12 protein-coding genes are annotated in these 13177 nt (G+C 48.2%); 7 read left to right on the top strand and 5 right to left on the bottom strand.

Annotated features, from left to right (window positions below; all coding sequences use genetic code 11):
- Positions 1-123: 123 nt before the first annotated feature.
- Positions 124-558, top strand: a complete 435-nt coding sequence (locus PSES9_RS0112765) for a hypothetical protein (RefSeq protein WP_010487491.1) — start codon at positions 124-126, stop codon at positions 556-558.
- Positions 559-924: 366 nt separating this feature from the next.
- Positions 925-1884 carry a tyrosine-type recombinase/integrase gene (locus PSES9_RS0112760; RefSeq protein ID WP_010487489.1) on the top strand — a complete coding sequence of 320 codons (960 nt, stop codon included), beginning with the start codon at positions 925-927 and terminating at the stop codon, positions 1882-1884.
- A gap of 344 nt (positions 1885-2228) precedes the next feature.
- On the opposite strand, the gene PSES9_RS0112755 is transcribed toward PSES9_RS0112760, so the two are convergent.
- Together PSES9_RS0112755 and PSES9_RS0112750 are read right to left on the bottom strand one after the other, a co-directional pair.
- Positions 2229-2951: a hypothetical protein gene (locus PSES9_RS0112755; RefSeq protein WP_010487487.1), complete on the bottom strand. Its 723-nt coding sequence runs from the start codon at positions 2949-2951 to the stop codon at positions 2229-2231.
- Positions 2948-3673, bottom strand: coding sequence for a hypothetical protein (locus PSES9_RS0112750; protein ID WP_010487486.1), 726 nt, complete (start codon positions 3671-3673; stop codon positions 2948-2950). The genes PSES9_RS0112755 and PSES9_RS0112750 overlap by 4 nt, the downstream gene beginning before the upstream one ends.
- Before the next feature lie 858 nt (positions 3674-4531).
- Here PSES9_RS0112750 and PSES9_RS0112740 point away from each other — a divergent pair.
- Together PSES9_RS0112740 and PSES9_RS0112735 are read left to right on the top strand one after the other, a co-directional pair.
- A complete protein-coding gene (locus tag PSES9_RS0112740; RefSeq protein WP_138943104.1) occupies positions 4532-5272 on the top strand; it encodes a hypothetical protein in 741 nt (246 codons plus the stop codon).
- A 142-nt stretch (positions 5273-5414) separates the two neighbouring features.
- Positions 5415-5684 carry a hypothetical protein gene (locus PSES9_RS0112735; protein WP_010487481.1) on the top strand — a complete coding sequence of 90 codons (270 nt, stop codon included), beginning with the start codon at positions 5415-5417 and terminating at the stop codon, positions 5682-5684.
- Between the two features lie 606 nt (positions 5685-6290).
- Here the strand turns inward: PSES9_RS0112735 and PSES9_RS25530 are convergent.
- Positions 6291-6416 carry a hypothetical protein gene (locus PSES9_RS25530; RefSeq protein ID WP_010487480.1) on the bottom strand — a complete coding sequence of 42 codons (126 nt, stop codon included), beginning with the start codon at positions 6414-6416 and terminating at the stop codon, positions 6291-6293.
- 216 nt (positions 6417-6632) lie between these two features.
- Here PSES9_RS25530 and PSES9_RS0112725 point away from each other — a divergent pair, with 216 nt between their 5' ends.
- Complete coding sequence (locus tag PSES9_RS0112725; RefSeq protein ID WP_010487478.1) at positions 6633-7646, top strand: hypothetical protein; 1014 nt, start codon at positions 6633-6635, stop codon at positions 7644-7646.
- A gap of 597 nt (positions 7647-8243) precedes the next feature.
- Here the strand turns inward: PSES9_RS0112725 and PSES9_RS0112720 are convergent.
- Together PSES9_RS0112720 and PSES9_RS0112715 are read right to left on the bottom strand one after the other, a co-directional pair.
- On the bottom strand, positions 8244-10532 hold the full coding sequence (locus PSES9_RS0112720; RefSeq protein ID WP_010487476.1) for a hypothetical protein: 2289 nt from the start codon (positions 10530-10532) through the stop codon (positions 8244-8246).
- Positions 10529-11671, bottom strand: coding sequence for a hypothetical protein (locus PSES9_RS0112715; RefSeq protein WP_010487474.1), 1143 nt, complete (start codon positions 11669-11671; stop codon positions 10529-10531). Before PSES9_RS0112715 ends, PSES9_RS0112720 begins: the two co-directional genes overlap by 4 nt.
- A 653-nt stretch (positions 11672-12324) precedes the next feature.
- Between PSES9_RS0112715 and PSES9_RS0112710 the strand changes: the two genes are divergently transcribed.
- Positions 12325-12705, top strand: coding sequence for a hypothetical protein (locus PSES9_RS0112710; protein WP_010487472.1), 381 nt, complete (start codon positions 12325-12327; stop codon positions 12703-12705).
- Positions 12698-13060, top strand: coding sequence for a hypothetical protein (locus tag PSES9_RS0112705; protein WP_036988206.1), 363 nt, complete (start codon positions 12698-12700; stop codon positions 13058-13060). Before PSES9_RS0112710 ends, PSES9_RS0112705 begins: the two co-directional genes overlap by 8 nt.
- Positions 13061-13177: the final 117 nt, after the last annotated feature.

The raw sequence follows: 13177 nt of genomic DNA, 5'->3' as shown, positions 1-13177 counted from the left end.
GCCGAGACAATTGCCTAACCCGACCCACAAACTGGGTCAGATTGGCCACTTTTAGGGTCTCCACTGATGAATTATGAAGTGGCGACGCACGTCGCTAAAACTTAAATATATGGAGAGACACCCATGCAAAATCTCATCGCTGATCAATGCCCCCTAGCAAAACGTAACGCGGACAATGCCCGCCGAGCAGCAAAGCTTGAGCTGAATAAAATCAAATCAGAAATGAAAACCATGGTTGATGTCGTCACGCTCAAAGCTGGTCTATGTCCAAGTATCCTCCTGGCGCTTAACAATGGTGACCTTAAGGTTAAAACACCAAATCTATCCTGGGTCGTCGGCTCAAATCTACCTACCTCGAATGGCAAGTGGCCACAGAGCTTCCGGAGGCTCCATTCACTGCAGGACTACTACAACCCGGAAAAACACTTCATTAAAAATTCTGAGACCACGGCCATTCTTGAGGAGCTCTTTAACAACGTTGAAGAGCTGAACAAACAGGCAAAAGCAGCTTTCAAGGTCGATCGCATGCTGCGCCCAAAGGGCCGCAATAGTAAGTAATATGATCCAACGATTGTCGGCCGTATTATTGCGGCCGGCAATCGGCTTATATGTGAAACTCCGACCAGGTTTCAGTATCTCGAACCACTGGAACTCCGCGCACTTCCTTGAGCCATCGGAAATAGCTCTTCGCTAGACCGAGCTCACGACCCATCTCACCCGAAACATACCCAAACCTCCCTCTCCAGACTTGCATACCCGTAAGCACGTGCTCACATAGTCGTGCGTGCCTGAATGCTTAGGCACACCAGTATGGCGATATGTCTTGATAAAACACGTTATCAAGACTAATCGACTGGACCCGTTTGGCTGTCCGTTGCGGACCCACAACGTCAGTTCTTAGCCCTATAAATGAAGGCGCTCACGATGAAAAATCTATCCGTCCATAACGGACAGGGTGACATCCGCCTGACTGCGACAGAGTTCAAGCAACTGTCCGACGTTCCGGCTGTGGCCGAGTGGTTTGCCAATCTCGACAACCCGCAAACACGACGTGCTTACCGGTCAGATGTAAATGATTTCTGCAGTTTTATCGGGATTGAGCGCCCCGAGCAGTTTGATGACGTCACTCGAGCACACGTGCTCGCCTGGCGTAGTCAGCTAGAAAAACGAGCTTTGGCTGGGGCCACATTGCGACGCAAACTTGCGGCATTGGCGAGTCTGTTCGACTACCTCCTAGAGCGCAATTCGTTAATTGGTGGCAACCCTGTAAGCGGAGTTAAACGGCCAAAAATAGAAAGCAATGAAGGCAAGACTCCAGCCCTCGGTGATCACCAGGCCAAAGCGCTACTCGAAGCACCACCAAGCAACACGGTAAAGGGCCTGCGAGACCGAGCAATCCTGGCTGTGTTTCTTTACCACGGACTACGCCGGGAAGAAGTCGCGCGTTTGAGAGTCGAAGACATTCAAGAGCGACGCGGTATTAAACATTTACGGGTGCACGGCAAGGGCAGCAAGATTCGTTACCTACCGATGCACCCGGCTGCGCTTGAGCGAATTCATAGCTACCTAGAAATGGCTGGGCATCACTTAAAGGAAAGCTCACCGCTGTTCCTGCCACTTCGAGGGCGTCTGACAGGTGCGGGGCTTAGCGCTGATGGCATTTACTCAATCGTAGGTAACTGTGCCAAAGCTGCCGGGATTCATGTAGAAGGGCTCGGCGTCCATGGTTTGAGAGCAACAGCAGCTACGAACGCACTAGAGAACCAGGCAGATATCGCCAAAGTCCAGCAGTGGCTAGGTCACGCAAATATCAGTACTACTCGCCTTTACGATCGACGGCAATCTCGACCGGAAGACTCGCCAAGTTATAAAGTCAGCTATTAGCGCCCCACACGCTTCCAGACAGCTCTTGGGCCCATCTGAGTAGAATAGCGTGCCCCAGTAGGGCCAAGTACAAAAGGCTCTTCGATTTGCCAACTGCAATGGTTACTGACCAGCTTTTGTGCCTGACTTAACCATCTCACGGGCTCACAACGCCAAGACAGTAGAGGTCCAACTGGTGGTCTTGCGTAAGTCGCGACGAACATTATGCAAACTACAGCAGGCGTGATTAGCACCTCCAACCACTAGCTCAGACATAACATGTATTATCGTGAAGATTAGTGCAGACTCCGCGCCCGCTCGAACTCTCGCTCACGGTCTATCCGGATACTGGTTCCCCCACATACTCAGCCACTTCGCTGATAAACAGTCGCCAGCAGAGGCTTCTCGTTGGCTGGGAAAAGGATGACCCCTTGCCAGCCTGATTGAGTATTGAGATATCGAGTAGCATCGTTCGCATGTGCATAGGTTCGGCTCTTATGCTGGACAACATGCGCCGGTAGCAGGGCCTCTTGATCAGCCTCACGCAGAATTCTGCAAACACGTTGAAAAACCTGATCCGCGCGCCCCTCACGATTAGTTGCCTCGTAGTAGCGTTCAACGGCGTGGTGCGTGACACGCACATGACCTAAAACAGGATTTTCTATCTCGGGATAGTCTGGAGGCAAACCATCCCAGCGCACGCATGCAGAAGTGCAGACGTTTGCTGCCCACGCGGAAGTCTTATCTACCTCAATATCGTTCAAGCCGAAAAACTGAGTACGCAGAGCATTGGTGAATGAAAAAAGGTGTGCTTTTGAGCTGCTCTCGCGCAGAAGACGCTTAATCGCCCCGCGGGAAACGATTAGCTTGAGGTTTTTTGCGCTGCGTCCCTGCCCTGCAATCTCAATGCTCATCAGGAAATACCAGATGCCGAAAAGTTCAACGTAATCGAGCGCATCGCTGCCAAAATCGACCGTAGAATGAACTTCTAGCTTTTGTAAACAACGTTCATCACCGTTGAACGCTACTTCGTAACAACAATCCCCTAGCCCCTTGCTCGTGTGGAACTTCACAACTTGATAAGTCACAGGTCGCCTGAGAACGAAGTGTCGTCTAAGCCAAGACCCGTACCCAAAGCCATAGCTGGATCGTTGTCCGAATCAAACATGCCTAAATATGGCGCGCTATCGACGGTTAGGATGCCAACCATTGCGTCGAGCACCCCTTGCGCTGGATCGCTTTTATATGTGAATGGCTCATCCTTCCAATTGGGGTAATCCGTATTCGACAATGCAGACATCTGACCGAGCGCAACGGGCAGCACACAATCCCAACCCTCATCAATATGACCCGTAAGTGCTGGGCCAAAATCAAATTCTTCCGAAGGAGTGTTACTGCTCGCAATGAATACGGGAATCGGACGATGCACAGAGTGCCTGCGTGTGTAGCGCTGCCTGGATGCCCTACCTGAGTGAGCGGGAGAGTCTACAGGCTCTACAGCAAACGTTTCTGATGACCGCCAGCTTGGCTGGTTGGCGATAATCTGCTTTTCAGCCATTTGTGCCCCGGCCTCACAAGCCCGCAAGCAAGAGAGGAAGCGAGTACGCTGCAAAGCATCCGCCGGACTTTTCAGGTAAGCCAACAGAGCTGACTGCAGTCGCAACAGTCGATTACGCTGGGCGGGGTCTACAAATTGTAAATCTAAGGCTGTGAGCCTTGAAATGGCCTCAAGCGCATCAGCTTTTCGCACCATAAAGGAAGCGGTAAGAGCAGTTAAACGGTTTTCGATATCAGGGCTAAAAACACTCATGTGATACACCTCAAGCTGTGTTGTGCTTCCACACAAACACGGCTTTTGGAATATGCAACCCGGGGGACTCGGCTTCAGTTGAGCGACTGATGCCCCTGAAAGTCATCACTACCACGATCAATTGCACGCCCGAATGCTTTCTGGCTCTCATCGGCCGTAGGCCAATTACCTAAAATACGACGGCCAAAGTGACTTCAGTCGTTGCGGCATGCGCGTAAATGCATTGAAACACCAAGCAGATATTGCTCAACCTCAGCACTGTCTAGACCACTCTGGCATCAGCACCACCCGGCTTTGTGATCGCCGCTAAAATCGCGCAATCAACTCCTCTTCATTCTAAGTTCAATATGAACACAGAAAAAATCAGGTCACGGCATCAAAACATCACCCTTGAGTGGGTTGCATATCCAAGAAATCATGCTCACCTGATGACCCACCTATCGAGGTCATCAATGATGTACAAAACATCTGAAGCAGTGCGCGCAGCACTTTGGAGACAGCTGCTCTATAGCAGCCAGTCAATCGTAATAGTCGTCTCCGCTCTGATGCTAAGACTTAGCTACCTGGAATATCCACCCGCCACGTCAGCACCCCAAATAATTGAAATAGCCCTTTGGCGACTCGCCTTGCTCCTGTCATTCCAATCGGCCCCGCTGGCATGGACTCTTTTTATCTTCAAAGGCTACAAGCACAAACGCCTACTTATTCCGCTTCACGAATCCATGAGGTTGCTGAGGCTCCCGCTTGCGACGTGGATATGTGCGTGCCTGCTCACCAGCATCGTTCTATGGCCAATGCTGCGTGCTTGAAAGTTACTCCTCTCATCCATCACTAAAATTTGGTCAGCCAAGGTATGCCATGTCTCGAACTATCCTGATTACCCTTTTCATATCCGTCTTGAGCGGATGCGGCCTGCTCCCCCGAACCGGAACCTCATCATTGGCACTGCAAATAGCAGATGCGATGAGCATTCCCGCCCATGACATATCACGCGCCGAGTACGAAGAAACCTTTGCATTGACTGGGTCTCGAGGTCGCAACCTTGATCACTCACTAAGCGGAGCCGCACAGCTTATTGCGTCAGGAGACCCAACAATGTTGCTGTTGAGTGGATTAACTCCGGGGAGCCCTGCCGCTCGAATACAAATCGCCGCATGGGTGCCTGAAAGCCTGGCATCAACTCCGGAGAAAGCTGTGGCTGTTGCTTCAAAGGCATATATAGAAGCGCGCGCGGATGTTTACGGCAAGGATGAACATGGCCGGGAAAAGTTACTTTCGACCAAGGTTAGGCATGTGCTCGGCCAACCATTCGGTGAAGGTGGTTTGGTACAGACCTATGCCCAACTATTCGATCTGATAACTGACCACTCCCCAAATCTGGCACAGGCGCCTTCATTCATGAAGGGCGAGGGAAATGTTTATGGCCCAATTTTCCTGGATGCTTGGGGGGCACCTGCAAATGCAGACGACATTGTCTTGATTACCAAGTTCTCAGAACAACTTCCCGCATGGTTCTTCATTTATAACCCAGGCCTGCCCGGGGTTAGCGCTCGGTCTATTCTGAACCGAGGACAAAAGCAGCTTTTCGTCGAGCCATAAACGCTCATGGCCATGGCGGGCTGAGGCTCTGCATACTGGCAGGGTTTCGTTGCCAAAGCCCTGCCTTTGAGCGCATTCCCACGCAGCTTGCATTATTAAAATTTCGGGGAAACTGGAACCGTAACCCAAACGGAGCCATACCATGTCACTCGAAGAACAAATCACGTTCACACCTGATCAACAGGTTCACCTGAATGCTTGGTCATCGGTTTACATCGATGCTCAGATACAGCAAAAGCTCGACATTACGCTCTCGCAATTCCTGATAAACCCGGGAAAGTATCTTTTCCTGGCCTGGCTGACAGCCCCTCACATCGCGACCAATGACGGCTTCTTACCGCTGTTACCTGCACGGGTAGCAGCTAGCCGGCGTATTCACCAACGGTGGGCAGAAGAGGACGAGGACGAATAAGTGCAGAACGCGAATATTGGATCTAGAAAAACACCAAAAACAAAGGAGCAAAACACATGTATGTAATCGCTGCGTTCATCATATTCATAGTAGGCTGCGCACTTCTCGCCGATTGGCTCGCAGGCGACCTAAGGAAGCACAAACACGAAGCCTGGCTGCGCTTTCCTAATATTGAAGAGTACGCTCGAAAAACTCAATTGAGCCGCATTCAATGCTGGCACTGTAGGTCATGCAGCCTCCGACAATATGGTCTTGAGGCACGTAATGACCAACGCCGAATCCATGCATGCAACCAGTGCAATACAAACCTATATAGAACGACGCGCGGCTAACGATAAGCAGTTTTCCTCACTGCCCCAGTGCCGGTGGGGAAAAGTTTAAAGGTACCTATGACATTTGAAAGGCCTTCAGAGACTACTCAAGGCTTTTTGCTATTTAGGCTCCGCTCGAGCCGCTTAGCGAACAAAAAACCTCCGGTTCCGATCAAAGCAATCGCCAATACCGTACCCCAAATAAAATACCCAAGAGGTTCCATACTGCCTCCCATGATCCTCTCAACGGATTGTTAATGAGATCAGCATACACCCCTCTCTGAAGAATGCTGCCCTACTTCGCATGCGGCCAACAAAAACCAGCCCAAAAGGCTATTTTCTCAGCCACCGGCAGACACCGCTCGGTCACTTGCGTGACTGCTTCGATTTTGAATTCTTCGGGATAACGTGGATTGCTCATAGCACCTCCTAATGGGCCGTATTATTAGGCTTGGAGGTGTCTATTGGAGCGGGGGTAGTCCAGCAGCCAGTCAAATGCGTCTAGGAAATCAGGGGCGATTCAAGAATCGTCGAGAAAGGCCGACACAAAAGCATCAATACACACTTCCCTGGCAAGGAACGATCACTAAATGCCGGCTTGGCAACCATGTGTTTGGCCAACAAGGAGCGTTACCCAATGCTAGATCTCATTTACATCGTAGAAGATCATTTCGCCTCAGACACCTCACAGCCAAATGACAGCGGCTACACCCCAAACTTCACACTTCCTGGCCAAAATACGACACCGCTGACTGGAAAAACTGCATATTCCGGCGTAGCGGCAGCTACGGCCGCAGCGGCTGCAGCATCGTCATTCCTGATTCCTATTCTGCCTATTTCTATGATTATTGGCGCAGCGGCCACCGCTGCCGGTGTTGCAGGCGCGAGTGCATCACTAATCGCCAAAGATCGCAGCGCCACAACCGATGAATCAGCCCCAGCTCTAGCCATAGCCGAAGAAACACGTTTGCTCACTGCTTACGTACAACGCCATTCGCTTTCCCGTACCCAAGCCAAAGAGGCTGACTATCGTTTCCAGCCAGGGCACCCAGTCGTTGGCAAGGCTTACCGCAAACACCCACTGTCCGACTACTCGAACCCGGATAACAGGAACCTCTACATTCCCAGCGATAGCTACGACGCAATCCTGCTGGAGGAGCGCGAATCGGAACTGGTCAAACTACTGGTTCAACTCGGAGCGACCAAAATCAGCATCACCAAGAAAGTATCCGATAAAACCCGCGGCTCCATCAGCGCAGAAGCATCGGTGCAAGTTGGCCCTATGGGTGGAGGCGCAGTCAGTTACGCAGGTAAAACTGAATGCGATACTGATTCACTCGATACACGTGAATTCTCGTTAACCGGCAAGCCTTGGAAAGCAGATAGCAAAGTCGATCGTGAGAACTTCTTTTGGCTGCCGTATGAGCCTTCGTGGAAGGCGGTCGTGTTTGCACGCGAAGTGGGCGGCTGTCTGACTGCTTCCCTAGAGATTAAAGAAAACACATCATTCTCCACAGACAAAAATTTGGAACTGTCAGTCAAGGCAAAGCTAGTAGAGGTTGGTGCGCAGGCCGGTATATCGAATCTCGAAACCGGAGAAATAACATATTTTGTGAAAGCAGAGTTCGCACCGGTAAGCCACAGCGCTTGACCAAAACCAAGCGATTTAGCATTGCGAGTAAACAGGAAGGAGTGCCCTTTACAGAGGCACTCCTTTTTTATTTGGCGATTATCACCGATTCAGGGAGTCGCGTCCGACTGCTCATCGAAATACTGACTGCTGATGGCAACTCACGAATGACTCCTTTTGGCCCAGAGTGTGTAAAAACGCTCAGTTCAAATCGAAGTACGTGCGTCTGCGTGAAATCTAAAATTTGTTGCTATGTCAGCAGACCAAGATTTCGTATAGAAGCGCGATTTTCTGCGCAGCTGTGGGCGCCTAGTGTGCTCAAAAACGTTTTGATGGTCTGACTCGGAACAAAAATCGCGTTCCTACGCAAACTTCAGGTCTGCTGACAGACCAAGCGGCGGTAGATTCTAAGTAGCAACGCAGACTTCAAAACGGCGCCTGCGTTTTTACACAGCCTGGGCCAATAGCGGTCGTCGAGTTACTATAAAATCCAGAGCGATGCAGCTAAATCTGGCAATAGGCGGGCAAAGCGGGACATGGCCCACCTAGACTTCAGTTGTTGTCTCAACTTAGATGGAAACAACGTAAGGCCGCTAAACACATACCCTGATTATCGCGCTAAAATGGAATCTCTGCGGGTGTATGCTCATTACCTTCGGATTTTCCAAATAATACGGACTTTGCGTGATCAAATAGTGCAGCTGTTAATGGGAATTTTTTCGAGTCCAGCGTTAGTGTGCTCAGGGTTTTGATGTGATCTTTTTTGATTTGCAGCTTTGCTGAACAAATTGCTAAGAGAAACTCGGGCAGCGCTTCGGAGGTGCTTGCTTCAGGGGTTTTGATCATACGCTCGATCAACGTGCCAATAATCTTGCTGCTTTCATCATCGGCACTGTAATCAAGCTCTCTTGGCTTCGCGGATCGAAGGACAGAAGCCTGTATAACTCCTTCATTGAATCGGTCAAATAACAGCGGATCAAGCTGCTTTAGGATATAGCCAGATTTAAGAGGGGAGGAGTCTTTGGGGGATTTTGTATGCCTCAATCCTTGCAAGACGCTTGAGATGGTGAAATAAACGCTCCCTTGATGTTCCCACTCCTGATTGTTATCCCGATCGCTCCAGAAGGCAAAAGTTTTACCCAATACCATGTCATTCCCTGCAGGGCTTTGCAGGAAAATTTTATCTCCTAATCCTTGTGTAGTGCTATCGGTGGCCTTGCGTAAATCTAGCGATCTTTTATTTAGTTGATTTAGCGCATTTTTTGATAGCTTAGTGCTCTGCTTGACGAGCTTTAAAACCTCATGCTCTCTCTCCCATGAAGTTTTTCTATGCTCATTTATTGGCAGCATGATTTCTTCGATAGCTTTGAATTGATGAGGGCCTAAATTAGGATTTCCATTATTGTAGCAAAGATCATTTTTTAATTTTGAGTAACCGGCCCAATCATTAAACTTAGCAAATCCGATAACATAGCTAATTGGCAGTTTATCAAATTCCCGCAATTTGCGACTAATGTCTAATAGTGACTTTCCTGTCTGGATTGAGCCTGCGACCACTACAATGCCATATTTTGGCGACTGGCTACTTATATCTTCAAGAGATGATATTGCGATGTCTTTGCCCAGCTCTTGTACCTTCGATTTTATTTTGCTCGCCAGGTCGCAAGCACCTTGGTCATTAGCGTGCACAATAAGGTCAGCGCTGAGTGGGAAGCTTCGTGCCACATAGTGTTTGATTTTTTGGTCGTACTTTGAGTTTTGCTTAACCAGAGTGCTTACGTCAATAAAGTACTCTGGTGTAGTGCTACTATTACCACCAAGCCCATCGTACAAACATTTGAAAACCTTGCTATCTTTATAGTTTGAGATTATTTCCTTCAGTGCAGCGCTGGAGTCTTTTGCAAGCGGCAAATAGAGTTCGGATTTTGGAGCCTCAAATACAAACTGACTATTGGATAATGAAAGCGGGATGGATTTTTCATAAATGCACATTTCACACTCATGTTCTGAGGCGGATGTAAAATTCGCAAACAGATCCATTTTATAGGTTCTGTAGTAACTTGTTAGATTAACAAGTGCCGAATATTTAGAATCTGTGGTGGGTGTGAATAGTGATACGATCCGAGATTTTTTTAAGCCTGATTTAATTTTCAACTTGTTTGACAAATCATCACTGGTTGAGGCCGATATAAGTACGAGTGTGTTTTTGCTACCTGCAAAGGTATAGCTGTCAAGTCCATTGTAACTTCCAAATGAGTCGATGAACTCGCAGGGCTCATCTGAGAAGCCGCGTTTTATTGAAATCAATTCATAGGCAAGCGGAAATATGCCGGCTGTGTCCGTATAAATTTTATCGATTCTAGGACTAATGTGCTTTAGAAGATTTATCGCTAGAAAAGATATCTCCGCGCTCCGCTGCATGACATTAGAAGCCTTCATGAATTTCTTCGAGTGCTTACCCGAGGGCTTTACAAAATGATAGTTTGATGACGACTCCATAACTAAATTATTTCTTGAAATAATATCTATCAAGCCGTGATCAATTATTTTTTTGAAACTGGTCTGCAGGCTAAATTCTGAGCCCGCATCATCTTCTATTTTTTTGTGAAAGGAGGCATCACCTTTCGAGTCAATTAGCGCCAAATGAAGGTTTAGGTTTTGATAGTTATTGATACTTTGCTTCAATTTCCTAATTTCATCTGGGCATTCAAAGAACTCATTTAGAATACAATTCTTATTAAAATCTGCTGCTACTAACACAAGCTCTCTGGAAAACGGGGAACCTTCAAACGCGTTTTTAATTGCAGATTTAAATCTAACTAGATCAAACCCAGTGCTTGCAATGTAACAGACTAGGATATTTTGGTAAGGAGCAATATCTGCTCGGTATAGGTAAAAGCTATTCATTTTAGCGGCACCAAAATGGTATAACTGACACCTTCCACTTCGCTCATCTCGGTAAAGATATTCTGATGATTGGTTACTTCATCGAAGAGCTGAATATCTGGAGCTTCTGTATCAGCCTGCTCGACAATGGGATTGGCCTTGTAATCTCTATACATAGCCAAACGCCCAGTTCTGACAGATAGGAAGCCTTGCCGGTCATTCAATATCTTACGCGCCCTGTCTAGACCTCGACCTACACCTATTCCATTCGGCTTTGACGTAATGCCATCTTTGAAGCTGTTAGTGACCAATTCAGACTCCTCCTCTAGGGAAGGGAAGTCTTGGGATTTTGGGAAGCTCCTATATATTCCTGGGCCACTATCGAAGACTGAAATTTCAAGTAGGCTCAGGGTTTTTTTGCGAGGTCTAACTGATTCAATGTAGGAAGCAATGGAGTTCTGTTCTCCGCAGATGCCAGATGCATCAACGCCAGTTTGAATCAAGTGGGAGTTCACAACTATAGCTCGTACAGATCGAGGACTCCTTCCCTTTGCATAATCTGATCTACCGTGCTGATCAGTGTTATTAGCCAACTCTGCGAGCAACTCACCGATCCCAATGTAGTCTCGAATTTTAAGTGTTGAGTCCTTTGCAACGTCCTTGAGATACTCTTGAATAACATCAAAATAGTATGATGGACTTTGAGGTATCTTTGCCTCTTCATTCGAATGGTAGAAACATTCAGGCCTGGCATACCTATCTATGGAATGGTCAATTGCAAACATTTGGATTTGGCGCCCTTTCTTAAACACAGGGGTATCAAATCTGTTTACAAGAAGACTAGACAACTCACGTTTTATTGGCTTTTTATCTGCACCAATGATGTCGTCGGCCATTAATAACGCAGCAAGGCAAATTGGATCTGTGACAATGTCGGTAGAGCTTTTTTTGTTCTCTGGATTCACCCAGGAGAAATATAAAGGAGCATTATGCTTCTTTTCTTGGGTAATGAAGAACTGGGATAATCTGGATATCAGCCCAATGCGCAGTGATTTAAATCCGTTTGGTAACAGTAAAGGATGTCCATTGCTATGACTTTCATATAGATTTTCGATGTGATCAATTGAAATGTCCTTGGCAATTAATTTTGGCGAGTTCATCAGCTAATTCCTTGTGGACTCTATTTCTGCCTATCTATCCGTAAAGGAGTAATGGGAGCTGTGACCATAGTGGTAGGTCCCTATGGGCGGGTCTATGGGCTGAGGTTAGCGTGGGAATGCTTGGGAAAACAACTGTGAATAGGCCGCTATTAGCCGAAAGCGGATGCTGCCCGCAGTCCGCCCTATGAAGGTGCGTTCACGGCTCGCTGTTTGAGCATTAGGGAAATGCCTTCCTTCCCCTTCTCAATTATCAGTTCATCTCCCAAAATCCAACCAAGCTTCTCAAGTAGCTCAAATGGAAGCTCACGATAACTTCTCCGCTGCCGTCTCCTAGATCTTGGCAGACAACTCGCCAGCTATCAGGCGTGCCCATAACGTCACCCTCACTACAGAAAGCTTAAGTATGGCAGTTTCATCTCGGGGAGACGCCACAGCTGCTGTTCGGCCATACGAGGCCGGAGAGCACCGTTTGTTATCTGGGGATTGAGGTCGATGACGCCCTAGAGATGGCGGAACAGATCGAGGTCTAACCGTGCACAGCGACGGTCGAAACCAGGTCGCCGCTAACGGCCAAGAGCAGCCGGTCACCTAGGCTAGCGCCACATTCAGCTATCATTCGACTGAGAAGATGCCCCCCTCAAAAGGAACTAGTGATGGATATAAGATGGATCCCTGCTCTATTGCTTTTTCTGCCGGCACTAAACGCTATTGCCGATGGAAAAAGTGCAGGTGTTATGGACGAAAGAAAAGCCGAAGCTTCGTCTGTCTCCGATATTATTCAGCCAAGGGGGCTTCACTTTTTGGGCCCTGAAAGCGGTTTCATTCCAGCACGGGATGAAACCGGAAACGTCTTCCTGCTCAATCTGGGAAAAGACTTCTCCCACGCATCGGTGCCTGCTTTTGCAATTGGCTCAAGTCAGACAGTGATAGAAATGCTCAAGGTACAAATGGATGCAATAAATGAGTTGTCGGCAAAAGTTATCCTGCTTGAAACTCGAATTAAGACACTTGAAAGTGGGTTGACAGATGAGTGAAGTGATGGGGAAGTCTGCAGTCGAGCGAATGAACGAAATATCCTTGCCCACGGCAGGATCCGGCTCAGATCAGGCTAGTGTCTGGTCGCCAGAGTTGATACAGGCACTTTCAGTCTCGATCCTGCTATTTACCTTGGCGATCATAGGGCTTTCCACTATTCTGCTGTGGAGACATAAGTCAAGTCCTCAGGTGATTCTACAAACATTTGGTATTATCACAATTATTGGGGCGTCCAGCTTTCTACTTGTGGTTGGTTACAGCAATGATCAGCTGACCCCAATAATTGGCCTATTTGGTGCTATTGCAGGGTATTTATTGGGTAAAGATGCTGGGCGGGGTAATGGCCAGAGCTGAGCGTTCGTTCATCGCTGGTGACCACCACCGTGAATTGGCCAAGAGCGGAGAGTCGGACATAAGCGGTCCTCTAAAGCTTGTGAGAGAATCCGAGTTAGGTTTCCCACGCAGAACGGA

Origin of the sequence: Pseudomonas sp. S9 (genome assembly GCF_000222125.1) — a bacterium.
Classification (GTDB): domain Bacteria; phylum Pseudomonadota; class Gammaproteobacteria; order Pseudomonadales; family Pseudomonadaceae; genus Aquipseudomonas; species Aquipseudomonas segetis.
The sequence above is the reverse complement of the archived record's forward strand: the minus strand, read 5'-3'. Positions and strand labels throughout refer to the sequence as shown.